This window comes from Pseudomonas sp. TSO6 (assembly GCF_056098905.1).
The window spans coordinates 37,040-54,385 of the sequence record NZ_JBLZWV010000062.1; the positions used below are offsets into that span (position 1 = coordinate 37,040).

Consider the following 17,346-nt stretch of genomic DNA (forward strand, 5'->3'; position numbering starts at 1 on the left):
ATCAGTTCAACGCATCGAGCAGCGCCTGGTTCATCTCTGGCGTACCGATGGTAATACGCAGGAACTGAGCAATGCGTGGTTGCTTGAAGTGGCGCACGATCACACCTTGCTCACGAAGACGCGCAGCCAGCTCGCCGGCATCCTGCTGCGGGTGGCGCGCGAAGATGAAGTTGGCGGCCGAAGGCAGTACCTCGAAGCCCTTGGCCTCAAGCTGCCCGACCAGCACTTCGCGGCTGTCGATCACCTTGCGGCAGGTTTGCTCGAAGTACTCGCGGTCTTCAAACGCCACCGCCGCGCCAACGATCGCCGCACGGTCCAGCGGGTAGGAGTTGAAGCTGTTCTTGATCCGCTCCAGCGCCTCGATCAGGTCCGGGTGCCCGACCGCCAAGCCAACCCGCAGGCCGGCCAGGGAGCGCGACTTCGACAGGGTCTGGGTCACCAGCAGGTTGTCGTAGCGGTCCACCAGGCTGATGGCCGTCTCGCCACCGAAATCGATGTAGGCCTCATCGACCACCACCACCGAGTCACGGTTGGCCTGCAGCAACTGCTCCACCGCCTGCAGCGGCATCAGGCAGCCAGTCGGCGCGTTGGGGTTGGGGAAGATGATGCCGGCGTTGGGCTTGTTGTAGTCCTCGATGCGGATCTGGAACTTCTCATCCAGCGCCACCTGCTCGAAGGCAATACCGTACAGGCCGCAATAGACCGGGTAGAAGCTGTAGCTGATGTCCGGGAACAGCAGCGGTGCATCGTGCTGGAACAGGCCGTGGAAAATGTGCGCCAGCACCTCGTCCGAGCCGTTGCCGACAAACACCTGCCCCGGGGTTACGCCGTAGTACTCGGCAACCGCCTGCTTCAGCCGGTCGCCGTTAGGGTCCGGGTACAGGCGCAGGTTGTCGTTCAGCTCGCCACTCATGGCCTCCAGCGCCTTGGGCGACGGGCCGTAGGGGTTTTCGTTGGTGTTGAGCTTGACCAGACGGGCCAGCTTGGGTTGCTCGCCCGGCACGTAAGGCACCAAATCCTTGACGAAGGGGCTCCAGTATCGACTCATGCTCAGTTCCCCTTCTCTTGGGTCAGGATACGGTATTCAGCGCTGCGGGCGTGGGCGGTCAGCGACTCGCCGCGGGCCAGCACAGAAGCGGTGTGGCCCAGCTCGGACGCGCCCTGCTCGGAACAGAAGATGATCGACGAACGCTTCTGGAAGTCGTACACCCCCAGCGGCGAAGAGAAACGCGCGGTGCCGGAGGTAGGCAGCACGTGGTTGGGGCCGGCGCAGTAATCGCCCAGCGCTTCACTGGTGTGGCGGCCCATGAAGATCGCGCCAGCGTGGCGAATGTGCGGCAGCCAGGCTTGCGGGTCGGCCACCGACAGCTCCAGGTGTTCCGGGGCGATGCGGTTGGCCACATCCATGGCCTGTTGCATGTCACGCACCTGGATCAGCGCGCCGCGGCCGTTGATCGATTTCTCGATGATATCGGCACGCTCCATGGTCGGCATCAGCTTGTCGATGCTGGCGGCAACGCGGTCGAGGAACGCGGCATCCGGGCTGACCAGGATGGCCTGGGCATCCTCGTCGTGCTCGGCCTGGGAGAACAGGTCCATGGCGATCCAGTCCGGGTCGGTCTGGCCGTCACATACCACGAGGATTTCCGACGGGCCGGCGATCATGTCGATGCCTACCTGGCCAAACACGTGGCGCTTGGCAGTGGCCACGTAGATGTTGCCAGGACCGACAATCTTGTCCACCTGCGGCACGCTTTCGGTGCCGTAGGCCAGCGCTGCGACAGCTTGCGCACCACCGACGGTGAACACGCGGTCGACGCCGGCGATGCAGGCGGCGGCCAGCACCAGTTCGTTGACCTCACCACGCGGGGTCGGCACTACCATCACCACTTCGGCCACGCCGGCAACCTTGGCCGGAATGGCGTTCATCAGCACCGACGACGGGTACGACGCCTTGCCGCCCGGCACATACAATCCTGCACGGTCCAGCGGGGTGACCTTCTGGCCCAGCACCGTGCCGTCAGCCTCGGTGTACTGCCAGGAGTCCTGCTTCTGCCGCTCGTGGTACATGCGCACACGGTTGGCGGCCTTTTCCAGGGCCTCACGCTGCACCGGGGTAATGCGGGTCAGGGCCAGTTCAAGGCGCTCGCGACCAAGAATCAGGTCATCGATGCTGTTGGCGGCAACGCCGTCGAAACGCTGGGTGAACTCCACCAGTGCCGCATCGCCGCGCTCGCGCACGCCCTTGATAATGTCGAGCACGCGCTGGTTGACCGCGTCATCGGACACACTTTCCCAGCTCAGCAGATGATCCAGATGTCGGGCGAAATCCGGATCGGCAGCGTTGAGACGGGCAATTGCAGTGGACACGGTCATGGCGAGGGCCTCGATTATTAGCGAATGCTCAGGCGCCCTAGGCTACCAGTCCATCCGCGCGGGCACCCGAGAAAAGTGGCTATGACGCGGATAGACGGGCGCGACAGCGAAGGTCGCGCGCAGGGAGTCAGCCGCGGTGTCGCGATTCGACCGCTTCGCGCAGCGTGTCGATCAGGCTCTGGATACGGGCGTGCTGCATTTTCATGGAGGCCTTGTTGACCACCAGGCGCGAGCTGATCGTGGCGATCAGGTCCTGGGGCTCCAGGCCGTTGGCACGCAGGGTGTTGCCGGTGTCGACCACGTCGATGATCTTGTCGGCGAGGTTGATCAGCGGTGCCAGTTCCATCGAACCATACAGCTTGATGATGTCGACCTGGCGGCCCTGTTCGGCGTAGTAACGCTTGGCTACGTTGACGAACTTGGTGGCCACGCGCAGGCGGCCCTTGGGCTCGGGCGCGCCGACCACACCGGCAGTCATCAGCTTGCACTGGGCAATCTGCAGGTCCAGGGGTTCGTACATACCCTGGCCGCCGTACTCCATCAGCACGTCCTTGCCGGCCACACCCAGGTCGGCGGCACCATGCTCGACATAGGTCGGCACGTCGGTGGCACGCACGATCAGCAGGCGCACATCGTCCTGCGTGGTGGGGATGATCAGTTTGCGGCTCTTGTCCGGGTTCTCGGTGGGCACGATACCGGCCTCGGCCAGCAACGGCAGGGTATCGTCGAGGATACGGCCTTTGGAAAGCGCGATGGTCAACATTGGAACGTCGGTCCTTAAGCGGCTGCTGCCGGCCAGGTCATCGACCTGGCCGCATTCAATTCGAAAGGTGCATCCTTGCACCTGCGGGCGGTTAGCCCGGTACGCGGCGGATTTTCGCGCCGAGCATCTGCAGTTTCTCTTCGATGCACTCGTAACCACGGTCGATGTGGTAGATGCGGTCGATCAGGGTATCGCCTTCGGCAACCAGCGCCGACAGCACCAGGCTGGCGGATGCACGCAGGTCGGTGGCCATCACTGGGGCGCCTTTGAGCGACTTCACGCCAGTGACGATGGCAGTGTTGCCTTCGACCTGGATCTGCGCGCCCATGCGGTGCATTTCGTAGACGTGCATGAAGCGGTTTTCGAAGATGGTCTCGATCACCGCGCCAGTGCCTTCGGCAATGGCGTTCAGGGAAATGAACTGCGCCTGCATGTCGGTCGGGAACGCCGGGTACGGGGCGGTACGCAGGTTGACGGCCTTTGGCCGCTTGCCATGCATGTCCAGCTCGATCCAGTCGTCGCCGGTGTTGATGTCGGCACCGGCTTCCTTGAGTTTTTCCAGCACGGCTTCAAGGATGGTCGGGTCGGTGTCCTTGACCTTGACGCGGCCACCGGTGACGGCAGCAGCGACCAGGTAGGTACCGGTCTCGATGCGGTCCGGCATCACGCGGTAGGTGGCCGAGTGCAGGCGCTCGACGCCATCGATGGTGATGGTGTCGGTACCCGCGCCCTGGACATTGCCGCCCATGGCATTGATGAAGTTGGCCAGGTCGACCACTTCAGGCTCGCGTGCGGCGTTCTGCAACACGCTGCGGCCCTTGGCCAGGGCAGCGGCCATCATGATGTTCTCGGTACCGGTGACGCTGACGGTGTCGAAGAAGAAGTGCGCGCCGCGCAGGCCACCCTCAGGCGCCTTGGCCTTGATGTAGCCACCTTCCACTTCGATCTTCGCGCCCATGGCCTCGAGGCCGCGGATGTGCAGGTCGACCGGGCGCGAACCAATCGCGCAACCGCCAGGCAGGGCCACTTCGGCTTCGCCGAAACGGGCAACCATCGGGCCCAGTACCAGGATCGAGGCGCGCATGGTCTTGACCAGCTCGTAAGGCGCAACCAGGGTCTTGATGGTGCGTGGGTCAATCTCCACCGACAGCTTTTCGTCGATCACAGGCTCGATGCCCATGCGGCCGAACAGCTCGATCATGGTGGTGATGTCGTGCAGGTGTGGCAGGTTGCCCACGGTGACCGGGCCATCGGCCAGCAGGGTCGCCGCCAGAATCGGCAGGGCTGCGTTCTTCGCGCCCGAAATGCGGATCTCGCCGTCAAGGCGAGCGCCGCCAGTAATAATCAGTTTGTCCATTGGAGTCTCGCCGCCAAGTTGGCTCAGGTGCGCTCAGCCCAGGCTGCGCTGCTGAAAAATTTCATGGTTACCGCATGGATGCTGCCATTGGCGATCCAGGGATTAAGGTGAGCATAGATCGCCTGCTGGCGCTTGACCGGGCTCAGGCCAGCCAACTCGTCGCTGATCACGTTCAACTGGAAGTTGCAGCCTTCGCCTTCAACTTCAACCAGGGATCCCGGCAATTTTTCTTCAAGGAAGCTTTTAACTTCTAGGGCCTGCATGCTCAACCTCAATCGGCGCCCGATGCGCACGGGTCGGCCATCATACAAAAAAGCCCCTCGCCTGCGAAGCCCACCGAGGGCGTGCGCTGACCGAGGGGCCTCATCAGTGGCGAGCCATCAGCTCGCCAGCACTTCATCGAGGTCATAAACCTCGGCGATTTCCCGCATGTCGTCGGGCATGCCGCGCACCTCGAAGGCCTTGCCGGCGGCTTGACCATCGCGAATGAACGCCAGCAACAGCGACAGGCCGACACTCGACGACTTCTCGACAGCCGAGCAATCCAGCACCAGGCGTGGCTCGCGAGACGCGTCGATCAATGCCTTGCCTTGCTTGCGCAAGCCCGGGCCGCTGCGGTAATCCAGCACGCCAGCCAGGCGCAGCACGCCTGGTTCGGCCATGCTCACCCCGGCATCACTCATTTCACTTCCTTGTCAGGCGAGCTGTCCGCGGTTTGCTTGGCCTTGGCCACTTCGCCGGCCCAGCCGTCGATGGTCTTGTCCAGATTGTTGCCGTTGCGCTGCATGGCATCGGCGAACTGGTCACGGAAGAGCTTGCCGATGTTGATGCCGTTGACGATGACGTTACGCACCTTCCACTCGCCGGCAATGTTTTCCAGGGTGTACTGCACCGGGTAAACGGCACCGTTGTTGCCAGTGACCTTCATGCCGACACTGGCGCGCTTGCCGTCATCGGCCTTGGCCGGATCGACGATGATGCCCTGGTTGTTGTATTCGAGCAGCGCGTTGCCATAGAACTGCATCAGGCTGCGCTTGAAGTTTTCCTGGAAGCGCTGCATCTGCTCAGGCGTGGCCTTGCGCGAGTACTTGACGGTCATGATGCTGCGGGAAATGCCGTCGGCGTCCACCACCGGGCCGAGGATGCGGTTAAGTGCATCGTAGAAGGCGCCAGGGTTGGACTTGTACTGTTCCTTGTTGGCCTTGAGGTCGCCCAACAGTTCGGTGGTGGTGCCCTGAATCACATCGTGGGGCGTCTGCGCGGCCACGACCAGCAGGGGGAAAGCCGCCAGCAAAACCAGCAGGCCACGTCGCAGGATCGAAATCATGGAAACTCCTTAATTAGCCGGTTGCGCTTCTTTCGGTTCCTTGCCAACGGAGTTGAGCAGGAACTTGCCAATGAGATCTTCCAGCACCAGTGCCGACTGGGTGTCGTGGATGGTCGCGCCATCCTTGAGCACCTGGTCTTCACCGCCTACGCTGATGCCGATGTACTTCTCGCCAAGCAAACCGGCGGTCAGGATCGAGGCAGTGGAGTCGGTCGGCAGGTTGTCTACCGTCTTGTCCAGCTGCAACGTCACCCGACCGGTGTAGGAATCGCGGTCCAGATCGATGGCGGTGACCTTGCCGATGGTCACACCGGCCATGGTCACTTTAGCTCTGACCGTCAAACCGGCAATATTGTCGAAGTAGGCATAAACTTTATAGGTATCGCTGCTCGGGCTGGCCGACAGCCCGCTGACACGCAGGGCCAGCAGCAGCAGCGCCAGGATCCCGGCCAGGAGGAACAGGCCGACACCGATTTCCAGGGTGCGGTTTTGCATCAGAAATCTCCAAACATCAAGGCGGTCAGAATAAAGTCCAGACCCAGCACTGCCAACGAGGCATAGACCACGGTCTTGGTGGTGGCACGGCTGATCCCTTCTGAGGTGGGCTCACAGTCGTACCCCTGGAATACGGCGATCCAGGTTGTGACGAAGGCGAATACCAGGCTCTTGACCAGCCCGTTGAGCACGTCGTCAGTGAACGAAACACTGTTCTGCATGTTGGCCCAGAACGAGCCCTCGTAGACGCCCAGCCAGTCCACGGCCACCCACGAGCCACCCCAGATGCCGACCACGCTGAAGATCAGCGCCAGCAGCGGCAGCGAGATGAAGCCGGCCCACAGGCGCGGCGCGACGATGTACTTGAGCGGGTCGACGCCGATCATTTCCAGGCTCGACAGCTGCTCGGTGGACTTCATGTTGCCGATTTCGGCGGTCAGCGCAGAACCTGCACGGCCGGCAAACAGCAACGCCGTCACCACCGGGCCCAGCTCGCGCAGCAGGGTCAGGGCGACCATCTGCCCCACCGCCTGCTCCGAACCGTACTTGGTCAGGATGCTGTAGCCCTGCAGCGCCAGCACCATGCCGATGAACACACCGGACACGACAACGATTGCCAGCGACAGCACGCCTACCGAGTACAGCTGCTTGGTCAGCAACTGGAAGCCGCCGCCGATGCCGCCACGGCCGACCAGCGCATGAAACAGGAACAGGCACGAACGCCCGAGCACGGCCAGCACGTCGATGGCCGAACGGCCCAGCAGGCGGACACGTTCAAGTAAGGATTTTTTGCGCATCAACGCGCTCCCAGCAGGTCGGCGCGGTAGTCTGGCGCAGGAAAGTGGAAGGGAACCGGGCCGTCCGGGTCGCCCTTCATGAACTGGCGAATCCGTGGATTGTCGGAGCCCATCAGCTCGTCAGGCGTGCCCTGCCCCAGTACCTGGCCGTCGCCTACCACATAGATGTAGTCGGCGATGCTGGCGGTTTCCGCCAGGTCGTGGGAGACCACGATGCTGGTGATGCCCAAGGCATCGTTGAGCAGGCGGATCAGGCGCACCAGTACGCCCATGGCAATGGGGTCCTGGCCGACGAACGGTTCGTCGTACATGAGGATCTGCGGGTCCAGGGCAATTGCCCGTGCCAGCGCCACACGGCGCTTCATGCCACCGGACAACTCGTCGGGCATGAGGTCGATGGCACCGCGCAGGCCCACGGCCTGCAGCTTCATCAGCACGATGTCGCGGATCATTTCTTCCGACAGCTGGGTGTGCACGCGCAGCGGGAACGCGACGTTCTCGAACACATCAAGGTCGGTGAACAGTGCACCACTCTGGAACAGCACGCCCATCTGCTTGCGGGCATCGAACAAGTCGCTGCGCGACAGCGTCGGCAGGTTCTGCCCGGCAACCCATACCTCACCGCTGGAGGGGCGCAGCTGCGCGCCCATCAGACGGAGCAACGTGGTCTTGCCGCAACCCGATGGCCCCATGATGCCGGTGACCTTGCCGCGCGGGATGCGAATGTCGACGTTGCTGAAAATGCTGCGCGAACCGCGTTTGAAGGTAACCCCCTTCAACTCGACCGCGTAGGCGCTATCCACACTCATCTAGACTCCTTGCTAGTGCAGCCTCGTCCTAGTGGACGCCAGCCTCCATCAGGAAGGCACAAGCGCCCCTGCCAGGCCGAATAGCGGCGAACTATAGCACCGCTGACGCCACCGCCCCAAGGCCAGGCAAGCAGTCGTTCAGCCCTGTGACAGGCTTTGATGACATTCGCTACAGCAATCGAAGGGGTGAGGGTTTTCGTCATTGCGCGTATAATCGCGGCCTTTTCATCAGGCATTGCTTTCTCGACATGAGCCAATCCAGCGAGCTGATCCAATCCGCCCAACGCACCCTGCGCCTGGAACTCGAGGCCGTAGAGGCCCTGTTGGCGCGCATCGACGACAATTTCGTCAAAGCCTGCGAACTGATCCTGGCCAGCAAGGGCCGGGTGGTCGTGGTCGGCATGGGCAAGTCCGGGCATATCGGCAACAAGATCGCCGCCACCCTGGCCAGCACCGGTACGCCGGCATTTTTCGTGCACCCGGCTGAAGCCAGCCATGGCGACATGGGCATGATAACCCGCGATGATGTCATCCTTGCCCTGTCGAATTCCGGTAGCACTGCCGAAATCGTCACCCTGCTGCCGCTGATCAAGCGCCTGGGCATCAAGCTGGTCAGCCTGACCGGCAACCCTGATTCGCCCCTGGCCCAGGCCGCCGAGGTCAACCTCGACGCCCGCGTAGAGCAAGAGGCCTGCCCACTTAACCTGGCACCCACCTCTTCCACCACCGCATCGCTGGTGCTGGGCGACTGCCTGGCCATCGCCCTGCTCGAAGCCCGCGGCTTCACGGCAGAAGACTTTGCCTTCTCGCACCCGGGCGGTGCACTGGGCCGCCGCCTGTTGCTCAAGGTCGAGAACGTGATGCACAGCGGCGACGAGCTGCCCCAGGTAGCCCGCGGCACCCTGCTCAAGGATGCGCTGCTTGAAATGTCCCGCAAAGGTCTGGGCATGACCGTGATCGTCGAAGCCGACGGCACGCTGGCTGGGATCTTCACCGACGGCGACCTGCGCCGCAGCCTGGACCGCAACATCGACGTACACACCACCCTGATCGACCAGGTGATGACCGTGCACGGCAAGACGGCCCGCGCCGAAATGCTCGCTGCCGAAGCCTTGAAGATCATGGAAGACCACAAGATCGGCGCACTGGTGGTGGTGGACCGCGAGGACCGCCCGACCGGCGCCCTGAACATGCACGACCTGCTGCGCGCCGGTGTAATGTAAGGAGCGATGGAATGAACCAGGATCTCATGCAACGCGGCAAAACCATCAAGCTGGCAGTGTTCGATGTGGACGGCGTGCTCACCGACGGGCGCCTGTACTTCCTCGAAGACGGCAGCGAGTTCAAGACCTTCAACACCCTCGACGGCCAGGGCATCAAGATGCTCATGGTCTCGGGCGTGACCACCGCGATCATCAGCGGGCGTAAAACCCCTGTGGTCGAACGCCGGGCGAAAAACCTCGGCATCCCGCACCTGTACCAGGGCCGCGAGGACAAATTGGTCGTGCTTGACGGCCTGCTCGCCGAACTGGGCCTAAGCTATGATCAAGTGGCCTACCTGGGCGACGACCTGCCCGACCTGCCGGTCATTCGCCGGGTAGCATTGGGCATGGCCGTGGCCAACGCCGCTCCGTTTGTTCGCCAGCACGCCCACGGCGTGACCCAGGCACGCGGCGGTGAAGGCGCAGCCCGTGAATTCTGCGAACTGATCATGCAGGCCCAGGGCACCCTGGACGCTGCCAACGCCAATTACCTGTAAGGCTGCCCATGTTCAGCAAGAAAGCCCGCAATATTGCGCTGCTAGCAGTGATCGCCGCCCTGCTGGCGGCGGTCGGCTACTGGAACGTCAGCCCGGAAAGCTTCCTCGACAAGCCGGTGGTTCAGGTCGACGAAAGCGCCATCGACTACTATGCGATCAACGCGCACAGCGTGCAGTTTTTGCCTGATGGCAAGCTGCAGTACGAAATGACTGCCGACAAGGTTGAGCACCTCAAGACCAGCGAAATCACGTTGCTGACCACGCCGGACCTGCACCTGTACCGCGGCACCGAATACCCATGGCACGTGCAGAGCACCCGCGCCGAGGTCAACCCGGACGGCACCGAGGTCGAACTGATCGACAAGGTCCGGATTGCGCGCATCGACGAAAAACAGCGTGAAACCATCATTACCAGCTCACGCATGACCGTGTTCCCGCAGAAGCAATATGCGCAGACCGAGCAAGCCGTTAGAATCGACGGCGCCGGTGGCACAACTACGGGCAAAGGAATGAAAGCGTATTTGAAAGAAAGCAGGATGGACCTGCTCTCTAACGTAAGAGGACAGTATGAGGCTCGTTAAAACCCTCCCCCTTTTGCTCAGCCTGAGCGCAGCACTGGGAAGCGCGAGCGCCTTCGCACTGCCGAATGACCGTGATCAACCGATCCGCATCCAGGCCGACCAGGCCCACCTGGATGACAAGCAAGGCGTAGCCACCTACACCGGCGACGTGGTCATTACCCAGGGCTCGATGATGATCAAAGGCAACACCGTGACCATCACCCGCTCCGCTTCCGGCGACATCGATGTGGTGACCTCGGTGGGCAACCTGGCCTACTTCGAGCAGCAGCAGAGCGCGGCCAAGCCAGACAAGATGAAAGGCTGGGGCGTGACCATCCAGTATCAGGCGCTGAAAGACCTGGTGATCCTCACCGACCGCGCCAAGGTCGAGAATGAAGGCAACACCACCGAAGGCGAGAAGATCGTCTACAACACCCAGACCCAGGTGGCGACCGCCGGTCGCGGTGGCAACGTGACTACACCGCGTCAGCGCATCGACATGGTGATCCAGCCCAAGAAGAAGGCCGAGTAAATGGCAACCCTCAAAGCCCAGCACCTGGCCAAGAGCTACAAGGGGCGGCAGGTCGTACGCGATGTCAGCCTGTCGATCGACAGCGGCCAGATCGTCGGCCTGCTCGGCCCCAACGGCGCCGGCAAGACCACCTGCTTCTACATGATTGTCGGGCTGGTCCAGGCCGAGCAGGGGCGCGTGCTCATCGATAACCTCGATGTCAGCCACCAGCCCATGCACGGCCGCGCCCGTGCTGGCATCGGCTACCTGCCGCAGGAAGCCTCGATCTTCCGCAAGCTATCGGTGGCCGACAACATCATGGCCATCCTCGAGACCCGCAAGGACATCGACCGCGACGGCCGGCGCAAGGAGCTGGAAAGCCTGCTGCAGGAGTTCCACATCAGCCACATCCGCGACAACCTCGGCATGAGCCTTTCTGGTGGTGAACGCCGTCGCGTCGAGATTGCCCGCGCCCTGGCGACCGCACCCAAGTTCATCTTGCTGGACGAACCATTCGCCGGTGTCGACCCGATCTCGGTCGGCGACATCAAGCAGATCATCCACCATCTCAAGGCCAAGGGCATCGGTGTGCTGATCACCGACCACAACGTGCGCGAGACCCTGGATATCTGCGAAACCGCCTATATCGTCAATGATGGCCGCCTGATCGCCGAAGGCGACGCCGAAACCATCCTGGCCAACGACCTGGTCAAAGAGGTTTACCTGGGCCACGAGTTCCGTCTCTGACCCCGGCACGCGCCTGGAGCATCGGAAAATAGCCGCACAACTGCGGGTAAAGTTGTTACGGTGCTCTAGGCAAACGCTACAATTTAAGGCATAAAACTTGCTTGATCTGGCGCCCCGGCGCCCTCGTGTAGTGGATGGCGCATGCGCGCCGGCGAACAAGGTACAAGCCCCTGCCATGAAACCATCGCTCGTCCTAAAAATGGGCCAGCAACTGACGATGACACCGCAGTTGCAACAGGCCATCCGCCTGCTCCAGCTTTCCACCCTGGACCTCCAACAGGAAATTCAGGAAGCGCTGGAGTCGAACCCGATGCTCGAACGTCAGGAAGACGGCGAGGACTTCGACAACAGCGACCCGATGGCGGACAACGCCGAGAACAAGCCGACAGCCGAAGCCCAGGACAACAGTTTCCAGGAAAGCACCATCAGTGCCGACAACCTGGAAGACGGTGAATGGAGCGAGCGCATTCCCAACGAGCTTCCAGTCGATACCGCCTGGGAAGACATCTACCAGACCAGCGCCAGCAGCCTGCCGAGTAACGATGACGACGAGTGGGACTTCACCACCCGCACATCGGCCGGCGAAAGCCTGCAAAGCCACCTGCTGTGGCAACTGAACCTGGCGCCGATGTCCGACACCGACCGCCTGATCGCCGTTACCCTCATCGACAGCATCAACGGCCAGGGATACCTGGAAGACACCCTCGAAGAAATCTGCGCCGGTTTCGACCCGGAGCTGGACATCGAGCTGGACGAAGTCGAGGCGGTACTGCACCGCATCCAGCAGTTCGAACCAGCGGGTGTCGGCGCCCGCAATCTGGGCGAATGCCTGCTGCTGCAACTGCGCCAGCTACCTGCCAATACCCCGTGGATGACCGAAGCCAAACGCCTGGTCACCGATTTCATCGACCTGCTCGGCAGCCGCGACTACAGCCAGCTGATGCGGCGCATGAAAATCAAGGAAGACGAGCTTCGCCAGGTCATCGAACTGGTACAAAGCCTCAACCCGCGGCCCGGTTCGCAGATCGAGTCGAGCGAACCCGAGTACGTGGTGCCCGACGTCATCGTGCGCAAAGATACCGACCGTTGGCTGGTGGAACTGAACCAGGAAGCCATACCGCGCCTGCGGGTGAACCCGCAATACGCCGGTTTCGTGCGCCGCGCCGATACCAGCGCCGACAACACCTTCATGCGCAACCAGTTGCAGGAAGCGCGCTGGTTCATCAAGAGCCTGCAAAGCCGTAACGAAACCCTGATGAAGGTTGCCACCCAGATCGTCGAGCACCAGCGTGGTTTCCTCGACCACGGCGACGAAGCGATGAAGCCGCTGGTGCTGCATGACATTGCCGAAGCGGTGGGGATGCACGAGTCGACCATTTCGCGGGTTACCACGCAAAAGTACATGCACACACCGCGTGGCATCTACGAACTGAAATACTTTTTCTCCAGCCACGTCAGCACCTCCGAAGGCGGAGAATGCTCGTCCACGGCGATTCGCGCGATCATCAAGAAACTGGTTGCGGCGGAAAATCAGAAAAAGCCATTGAGTGACAGCAAGATCGCTGGTTTACTGGAGGCACAAGGCATCCAGGTAGCCCGTCGCACCGTCGCCAAGTACCGCGAGTCCCTCGGCATCGCACCGTCGAGCGAGCGCAAGCGACTGATGTAGCCCCTGAGATGAGCCACAGCGTTTGTGGGGCAGGTGCGAGACCTGCCTCTTTATGCACGGGCAATAAAGGAGAAGCTGTATGCAAGTCAATATCAGTGGACAGCATGTAGAAGTCACCCCACCGCTGCGTGATTATGTGGAGCAGAAGCTCAAACGCGTAGCGAGTCACTTCGACAAGATCACCAACGTGCAGGTCATCATGAAAGTCGAGAAGCTGCAGCAGAAGGTCGAAGCGACCCTGCAGATTCCTGGCGGTGAAGTGGTTGCCAATGCCGAAGACCAAGACATGTATGCAGCAATCGACGCCTTGGCCGACAAGCTCGACCGCCAACTGAAAAAACACAAGGAAAAACAGCAAAGCCTGCTGCAAGGTGCAGCTGCACGCTGATCCCCCTCATCCATGATCCGACTTGAAACCATCCTGACCCCCGGCCGTTCACTCGTGAACGTGCCGGGCGGCAGTAAGAAGCGCGCCCTGGAAAAGGTCGCCACCGTCATCGCCGACCAAGTGCCAGAACTGGAGATGCAAGACGTCTTCGAAAAACTGGTAGCCCGGGAAAAACTCGGCTCGACCGGTTTCGGCAATGGCATCGCCATCCCCCACTGCCGGCTTGAAGGCTGTTCCGCACCGGTCAGTGCCTTGCTGCACCTGGAAGCTCCAATCGATTACGACGCCATCGATGGCGCGCCCGTGGACCTGCTGTTCGTCCTGCTGGTGCCTGAAGCCGCTACCGATGCCCATCTGGAACTGCTGCGCCAGATTGCCAGCATGCTCGATCGCAAGGAGGTTCGTGATCGCTTGCGTGCCGCCAGCAGTAACGAGGCCCTGTTCCAGGTTGTCCTGGACGTACAGAACGAGCACTGAACATGCGCCTGATCATTGTCAGCGGCCGCTCCGGCTCCGGCAAGAGCACCGCCCTCGATGTACTGGAAGACAACGGTTTCTACTGCATTGACAACCTGCCGGCCGGGCTTCTGCCGCAGCTGGCGGAAGAAGCGCTGATCAACACCGAACTGCTGCAACCAAGGGTTGCCGTGTCGATCGACGCGCGTAACCTGCCCAGCCACCTGACGCGCTTCCCCGAATTGCTCGAAGAAGCCCGTGCGCGAAACATCCAGTGTGATGTGCTGTTCCTGGATGCCGACGAAGACATACTACTCAAGCGCTTCTCGGAAACCCGCCGACGCCACCCACTGACCAATGCCAACCGCTCCCTGGCCGAAGCGATTCGCGTCGAGAGTGAGCTTCTGGGGCCGATCGCCGACCTGGCCGACCTGAAGATCGACACCACCAACCTGAATCTGTATCAGCTGCGTGATTCGATCAAGCTGCGCCTGCTCAACCAACCCGAGCCCGGCACCGCGTTCCTTGTCGAGTCGTTCGGTTTCAAGCGTGGCATGCCGGTCGATGCAGACCTGGTGTTCGATGTGCGCTGCCTGCCAAACCCTTACTGGAAGCCCGAGCTGCGCGAGCACTCCGGCCTCGACCAACCGGTAATCGACTATCTGGCCGCGCAGCCGGATGTCGAAGACATGTTCAGCGACATTTCCAGCTATCTGCTCAAGTGGTTGCCCCGCTTCGCCGCCAGCAACCGTGCCTACGTCACCATTGCCATCGGCTGCACCGGCGGCCACCACCGCTCGGTGTACATCACTGAGCGCCTTGGCCAGTTGCTGCAGCAATCCCTGAAAAACGTCCAGGTCCGCCACCGCGACCTCTAGCCCAAGGATCCGCCCCACGATGCCCGCCCGCGAAATCACCATCATCAACAAGCTGGGCCTGCATGCCCGGGCGGCAGCCAAGTTCGTCGGCGTGGCAGGCCGCTTCCCCTGCCAGGTGCGGGTTGGCCGTGCGCCGGACAAGCTGGTGGATGGCAAGAGCATCATGGCGGTGATGATGCTGGCGGCCGGCAAAGGCACCCAGGTGCACCTGCACACCGAAGGCGAGCAGGACAACGACGCCATGGATGCGTTGGTCGAGCTGATCAACAACTTCTTCGACGAAGGCGAATAAAAGCCAGCACGATCCTTGTAGGAGCGGCCTTGCGTCGCGAAAGGGCTGCAATGCAGTCCCAGAATTTGAGCAACAAGGCACAAGTTGCCGGGGCCGCTTTGCGGCCCTATCGCGACACAAGGCCGCTCCCACAGGGAACACGCAAACCTGATAATGAATCAGGACATCGCTGTATCCATCACCATCATCAGGCAGAAGCCAATACACAGCCCCAGGCTGGCCAGACGATGATGGCCGTTACTGCGCGATTCCGGGATGATCTCCTGGGTCACCACCAGCAGCATTGCCCCCGCCGCGCACGCCAGGCCCAGCGGCAGCAGCAGTTCGGCGATGTTCACCAGCCAGGCGCAGATCACCGCAGCCACCGGCTCGACCAGGCCTGACGCTGCGCCTATCAAGAAGGCTTTGAAGCGCGACATGCCCGCCCCGGCCAGCACCAGCGCAATGACCAGCCCCTCAGGCACATCCTGCAAGGCAATGCCCATGGCCAGGCTGTCGGCGTCGGCCATGCCACCACCGGCGGACACACCGATGGCCATGCCCTCGGGAATGTTGTGGGCGATGATGGCGATGACAAACAGCCAGATGCGCGCAGCAATCACCGGCTGGTTGTCGGTGCCGACCAGCGCTTCTGGTGAGGCGCCAGACACTTTGAGGTCAACCAGAAACAGGCAGAGCGCACCGAACAACAAGCCAAAGCTGATCAGGCCGCCCGCGCCCCAAGGGCTGAAACCGATGGACTGGGCCGCGCCCAGACCCGGAATGATCAGGGAAAACGCGGTGGCTGCCAGCATCACGCCAGCGCCGAAGCCCAGCAGCGTGTCGGCCAGCGCCACTGGCATGTTGCGAATGACCAGTACCGGTACCGCCCCCAACGCCGTCCCCAGTGCGCACAATGCGCCGCCCTCCAGGGCGCGCAACATCCGTGGTTCCAGGTCCAGCCAGGCAAGGCCACGCGCTACCAACAGCGCGGTGCCCGCCAGCAAAAGCAAAGTCCCAAGCGCCAGGCGAAACAGGCGCACACTGCTGACAGACATCACTTCAGAGCGCATACCGGTCCGACTCACTTCAGGGCTTCAACGTAGCGACGTTCCACTTCCGCCCAGTCAATGACGTTGTAGAAAGCGCCGATGTATTCCGGACGACGGTTCTGGTACTTCAGGTAGTAGGCATGCTCCCACACGTCCAGGCCGAGGATCGGCGTATTGCCGTGCATCAGCGGGCTGTCCTGGTTACCGCTGCTTTCCACCACCAGGGTTTTCTGCGGGGTCACGCTGAGCCAGGCCCAGCCGCTGCCGAAGCGGGTCAGCGCCGCTTTGGTGAAGGCATCCTTGAAGGCATCAAAACCGCCCAGTTGCGAGGAGATGGCTTGTACCAGCTGGCCCTGTGGCTCACCGCCGCCCTGCGGCGACATCACAGTCCAGAACAGGCTGTGGTTGGCGTGGCCGCCGCCATGGTTGGTGACCGCAGCGCGCAGGTTTTCTGGCAGCTGCTTGACCGCACCGACCAGTTTTTCCACCGGCCATTCGGCCCACTCAGTGCCTTCGATGGCGGCATTGAGGCCGTTGACGTAGGTCTGATGGTGCTTGCTGTGGTGGATCTCCATGGTCTGGGCGTCGATGTGCGGCTCCAGCGCATCGTAGGCGTAAGGCAAAGCAGGCAAGGTATGGGGCATGTCAGTGAATTCCGTAGGCATGGGTTGCAGGCGCCACGTCCGGCTGGGCAGCGAGTTCGCTGGCCCCGGCATTGTGGCGGTTGAGCAGGCGCTCGGTTCGCGGGTACTGGCCGTACTCGGCGATGAAATTCAGCAGTTCGGTGTAGGTTCGCCCACTGTGGCGCAGGGCTGCGTCACGCAGCGGCTGGGGCAACCGCGCCTCCTGGCTGGCCTGCAGCAGCCGCTGGTGGGCGGCGCACAAGTAGTCGGCGCTCTCGTGCGGCTGATTCAGGCGCACGTGCAGGTCGGCCAGGTTGTGGTGGGCGATGACGAACACGGCCACCGCTTCGTCGACGTCATGCCAGCGCTCGAACAGCACCTGGGCCAGCGCCAGGGCTTGCAGGTAGTGTTCCCGGGCGTCGACCAGCTCGCCTTGTTCGAACAGGCGGTTGGCGGTTTCCGTGGTGCGTTTCCAGTGCTGCATGGGTTGTCTCCTGGGCGGTGACGC

The 17,346-nt window shown here is 62.1% G+C and carries 23 protein-coding genes; 10 read left to right on the forward strand and 13 right to left on the reverse strand.

From position 1 onward, the window contains the following. Position 1 precedes the first annotated feature (1 nt). The 10 genes from hisC to ACN6NG_RS24360 all read right to left on the reverse strand — a co-directional run bounded on the left by hisC (position 2) and on the right by ACN6NG_RS24360 (position 7,924). Positions 2–1,048: a histidinol-phosphate transaminase gene (hisC, locus tag ACN6NG_RS24315; protein ID WP_474316647.1), complete on the reverse strand. Its 1,047-nt coding sequence runs from the start codon at positions 1,046–1,048 to the stop codon at positions 2–4. Positions 1,049–1,050: 2 nt separating this feature from the next. Then, positions 1,051–2,376, reverse strand: coding sequence for a histidinol dehydrogenase (hisD, locus tag ACN6NG_RS24320; RefSeq protein ID WP_016501321.1), 1,326 nt, complete (start codon positions 2,374–2,376; stop codon positions 1,051–1,053). 127 nt (positions 2,377–2,503) lie between these two features. Continuing rightward, the gene (hisG, locus tag ACN6NG_RS24325; protein WP_019471359.1) at positions 2,504–3,139 is read right to left on the reverse strand and encodes an ATP phosphoribosyltransferase; all 636 of its coding nucleotides are present in this window, start codon (positions 3,137–3,139) and stop codon (positions 2,504–2,506) included. Positions 3,140–3,230: 91 nt separating this feature from the next. Next, positions 3,231–4,496, reverse strand: coding sequence for a UDP-N-acetylglucosamine 1-carboxyvinyltransferase (murA, locus tag ACN6NG_RS24330; RefSeq protein WP_063426397.1), 1,266 nt, complete (start codon positions 4,494–4,496; stop codon positions 3,231–3,233). A gap of 23 nt (positions 4,497–4,519) precedes the next feature. Further along, positions 4,520–4,759, reverse strand: a complete 240-nt coding sequence (locus ACN6NG_RS24335) for a BolA family protein (protein ID WP_016501324.1) — start codon at positions 4,757–4,759, stop codon at positions 4,520–4,522. A gap of 117 nt (positions 4,760–4,876) precedes the next feature. After that, positions 4,877–5,179, reverse strand: a complete 303-nt coding sequence (locus ACN6NG_RS24340; RefSeq protein ID WP_049276543.1) for an STAS domain-containing protein — start codon at positions 5,177–5,179, stop codon at positions 4,877–4,879. Beyond that, positions 5,176–5,823, reverse strand: coding sequence for an MlaC/ttg2D family ABC transporter substrate-binding protein (locus tag ACN6NG_RS24345; protein WP_016501326.1), 648 nt, complete (start codon positions 5,821–5,823; stop codon positions 5,176–5,178). Before ACN6NG_RS24345 ends, ACN6NG_RS24340 begins: the two co-directional genes overlap by 4 nt. A 9-nt stretch (positions 5,824–5,832) precedes the next feature. After that, on the reverse strand, positions 5,833–6,318 hold the full coding sequence (gene mlaD / locus ACN6NG_RS24350; RefSeq protein WP_016501327.1) for an outer membrane lipid asymmetry maintenance protein MlaD: 486 nt from the start codon (positions 6,316–6,318) through the stop codon (positions 5,833–5,835). After that, the gene (gene mlaE / locus ACN6NG_RS24355) at positions 6,318–7,115 is read right to left on the reverse strand and encodes a lipid asymmetry maintenance ABC transporter permease subunit MlaE (protein WP_016501328.1); all 798 of its coding nucleotides are present in this window, start codon (positions 7,113–7,115) and stop codon (positions 6,318–6,320) included. The genes mlaD and mlaE overlap by 1 nt, the downstream gene beginning before the upstream one ends. Then, positions 7,115–7,924, reverse strand: coding sequence for an ATP-binding cassette domain-containing protein (locus ACN6NG_RS24360; RefSeq protein ID WP_016501329.1), 810 nt, complete (start codon positions 7,922–7,924; stop codon positions 7,115–7,117). The genes mlaE and ACN6NG_RS24360 overlap by 1 nt, the downstream gene beginning before the upstream one ends. Positions 7,925–8,172: 248 nt before the next feature. On the opposite strand from ACN6NG_RS24360, the gene ACN6NG_RS24365 reads away from it, so the two are divergent. The 10 genes from ACN6NG_RS24365 to ACN6NG_RS24410 all read left to right on the forward strand — a co-directional run bounded on the left by ACN6NG_RS24365 (position 8,173) and on the right by ACN6NG_RS24410 (position 15,184). Beyond that, positions 8,173–9,147 (forward strand): KpsF/GutQ family sugar-phosphate isomerase, encoded by a 975-nt coding sequence (locus tag ACN6NG_RS24365; RefSeq protein WP_016501330.1) that lies wholly within the window; start codon positions 8,173–8,175, stop codon positions 9,145–9,147. 11 nt (positions 9,148–9,158) lie between these two features. After that, on the forward strand, positions 9,159–9,683 hold the full coding sequence (locus ACN6NG_RS24370) for a KdsC family phosphatase (RefSeq protein ID WP_063426395.1): 525 nt from the start codon (positions 9,159–9,161) through the stop codon (positions 9,681–9,683). 8 nt (positions 9,684–9,691) lie between these two features. Then, entirely contained in the window at positions 9,692–10,264 is a 573-nt protein-coding gene (gene lptC, locus ACN6NG_RS24375) for an LPS export ABC transporter periplasmic protein LptC (protein WP_474316657.1), read from the forward strand. After that, the gene (lptA, locus tag ACN6NG_RS24380; protein ID WP_016501333.1) at positions 10,251–10,775 is read left to right on the forward strand and encodes a lipopolysaccharide transport periplasmic protein LptA; all 525 of its coding nucleotides are present in this window, start codon (positions 10,251–10,253) and stop codon (positions 10,773–10,775) included. The genes lptC and lptA overlap by 14 nt, the downstream gene beginning before the upstream one ends. Further along, complete coding sequence (lptB, locus tag ACN6NG_RS24385) at positions 10,776–11,501, forward strand: LPS export ABC transporter ATP-binding protein (protein WP_016501334.1); 726 nt, start codon at positions 10,776–10,778, stop codon at positions 11,499–11,501. A 175-nt stretch (positions 11,502–11,676) separates the two neighbouring features. After that, the gene (locus ACN6NG_RS24390) at positions 11,677–13,170 is read left to right on the forward strand and encodes an RNA polymerase factor sigma-54 (RefSeq protein ID WP_041167860.1); all 1,494 of its coding nucleotides are present in this window, start codon (positions 11,677–11,679) and stop codon (positions 13,168–13,170) included. 79 nt (positions 13,171–13,249) lie between these two features. Beyond that, positions 13,250–13,558 (forward strand): ribosome hibernation-promoting factor, HPF/YfiA family, encoded by a 309-nt coding sequence (gene hpf / locus ACN6NG_RS24395; RefSeq protein WP_016501336.1) that lies wholly within the window; start codon positions 13,250–13,252, stop codon positions 13,556–13,558. Positions 13,559–13,570: 12 nt separating this feature from the next. Next, positions 13,571–14,035 carry a PTS IIA-like nitrogen regulatory protein PtsN gene (gene ptsN / locus ACN6NG_RS24400; protein ID WP_016501337.1) on the forward strand — a complete coding sequence of 155 codons (465 nt, stop codon included), beginning with the start codon at positions 13,571–13,573 and terminating at the stop codon, positions 14,033–14,035. A gap of 2 nt (positions 14,036–14,037) precedes the next feature. Then, entirely contained in the window at positions 14,038–14,892 is an 855-nt protein-coding gene (rapZ, locus tag ACN6NG_RS24405; protein ID WP_049276540.1) for an RNase adapter RapZ, read from the forward strand. Positions 14,893–14,911: 19 nt separating this feature from the next. Continuing rightward, positions 14,912–15,184 carry an HPr family phosphocarrier protein gene (locus tag ACN6NG_RS24410; RefSeq protein WP_003255140.1) on the forward strand — a complete coding sequence of 91 codons (273 nt, stop codon included), beginning with the start codon at positions 14,912–14,914 and terminating at the stop codon, positions 15,182–15,184. A 158-nt stretch (positions 15,185–15,342) separates the two neighbouring features. On the opposite strand, the gene ACN6NG_RS24415 is transcribed toward ACN6NG_RS24410, so the two are convergent. Genes ACN6NG_RS24415 through ACN6NG_RS24425 form a run of 3 tightly spaced genes read right to left on the reverse strand, consistent with a single transcriptional unit; the run spans position 15,343 to position 17,322 of the window. Then, on the reverse strand, positions 15,343–16,236 hold the full coding sequence (locus ACN6NG_RS24415) for a ZIP family metal transporter (RefSeq protein ID WP_016501339.1): 894 nt from the start codon (positions 16,234–16,236) through the stop codon (positions 15,343–15,345). Positions 16,237–16,247: 11 nt separating this feature from the next. Next, on the reverse strand, positions 16,248–16,859 hold the full coding sequence (locus ACN6NG_RS24420) for a superoxide dismutase (protein ID WP_016501340.1): 612 nt from the start codon (positions 16,857–16,859) through the stop codon (positions 16,248–16,250). A 1-nt stretch (position 16,860) separates the two neighbouring features. Continuing rightward, positions 16,861–17,322 carry a DUF2753 family protein gene (locus tag ACN6NG_RS24425; RefSeq protein ID WP_063426393.1) on the reverse strand — a complete coding sequence of 154 codons (462 nt, stop codon included), beginning with the start codon at positions 17,320–17,322 and terminating at the stop codon, positions 16,861–16,863. Positions 17,323–17,346 lie beyond the last annotated feature (24 nt).

Excerpts from the sequence above, each read along its gene's own strand:
- lptC (WP_474316657.1), top strand. The coding sequence starts at position 9,692 with ATGTTCAGCAAGAAAGCCCGCAATATTGCGCTGCTAGCAGTGATCGCC.
- hpf (WP_016501336.1), top strand. The coding sequence starts at position 13,250 with ATGCAAGTCAATATCAGTGGACAGCATGTAGAAGTCACCCCACCGCTG.
- mlaD (WP_016501327.1), bottom strand. The coding sequence starts at position 6,318 with ATGCAAAACCGCACCCTGGAAATCGGTGTCGGCCTGTTCCTCCTGGCC.
- ACN6NG_RS24360 (WP_016501329.1), bottom strand. The coding sequence starts at position 7,924 with ATGAGTGTGGATAGCGCCTACGCGGTCGAGTTGAAGGGGGTTACCTTC.
- ptsN (WP_016501337.1), top strand. The coding sequence starts at position 13,571 with ATGATCCGACTTGAAACCATCCTGACCCCCGGCCGTTCACTCGTGAAC.
- ACN6NG_RS24340 (WP_049276543.1), bottom strand. The coding sequence starts at position 5,179 with ATGAGTGATGCCGGGGTGAGCATGGCCGAACCAGGCGTGCTGCGCCTG.
- mlaE (WP_016501328.1), bottom strand. The coding sequence starts at position 7,115 with ATGCGCAAAAAATCCTTACTTGAACGTGTCCGCCTGCTGGGCCGTTCG.
- ACN6NG_RS24365 (WP_016501330.1), top strand. The coding sequence starts at position 8,173 with ATGAGCCAATCCAGCGAGCTGATCCAATCCGCCCAACGCACCCTGCGC.
- lptB (WP_016501334.1), top strand. The coding sequence starts at position 10,776 with ATGGCAACCCTCAAAGCCCAGCACCTGGCCAAGAGCTACAAGGGGCGG.
- ACN6NG_RS24335 (WP_016501324.1), bottom strand. The coding sequence starts at position 4,759 with ATGCAGGCCCTAGAAGTTAAAAGCTTCCTTGAAGAAAAATTGCCGGGA.
- ACN6NG_RS24425 (WP_063426393.1), bottom strand. The coding sequence starts at position 17,322 with ATGCAGCACTGGAAACGCACCACGGAAACCGCCAACCGCCTGTTCGAA.
- hisC (WP_474316647.1), bottom strand. The coding sequence starts at position 1,048 with ATGAGTCGATACTGGAGCCCCTTCGTCAAGGATTTGGTGCCTTACGTG.
- ACN6NG_RS24345 (WP_016501326.1), bottom strand. The coding sequence starts at position 5,823 with ATGATTTCGATCCTGCGACGTGGCCTGCTGGTTTTGCTGGCGGCTTTC.
- ACN6NG_RS24415 (WP_016501339.1), bottom strand. The coding sequence starts at position 16,236 with ATGCGCTCTGAAGTGATGTCTGTCAGCAGTGTGCGCCTGTTTCGCCTG.
- lptA (WP_016501333.1), top strand. The coding sequence starts at position 10,251 with ATGAGGCTCGTTAAAACCCTCCCCCTTTTGCTCAGCCTGAGCGCAGCA.
- rapZ (WP_049276540.1), top strand. The coding sequence starts at position 14,038 with ATGCGCCTGATCATTGTCAGCGGCCGCTCCGGCTCCGGCAAGAGCACC.
- ACN6NG_RS24420 (WP_016501340.1), bottom strand. The coding sequence starts at position 16,859 with ATGCCCCATACCTTGCCTGCTTTGCCTTACGCCTACGATGCGCTGGAG.
- hisD (WP_016501321.1), bottom strand. The coding sequence starts at position 2,376 with ATGACCGTGTCCACTGCAATTGCCCGTCTCAACGCTGCCGATCCGGAT.
- ACN6NG_RS24410 (WP_003255140.1), top strand. The coding sequence starts at position 14,912 with ATGCCCGCCCGCGAAATCACCATCATCAACAAGCTGGGCCTGCATGCC.
- ACN6NG_RS24370 (WP_063426395.1), top strand. The coding sequence starts at position 9,159 with ATGAACCAGGATCTCATGCAACGCGGCAAAACCATCAAGCTGGCAGTG.
- hisG (WP_019471359.1), bottom strand. The coding sequence starts at position 3,139 with ATGTTGACCATCGCGCTTTCCAAAGGCCGTATCCTCGACGATACCCTG.
- ACN6NG_RS24390 (WP_041167860.1), top strand. The coding sequence starts at position 11,677 with ATGAAACCATCGCTCGTCCTAAAAATGGGCCAGCAACTGACGATGACA.
- murA (WP_063426397.1), bottom strand. The coding sequence starts at position 4,496 with ATGGACAAACTGATTATTACTGGCGGCGCTCGCCTTGACGGCGAGATC.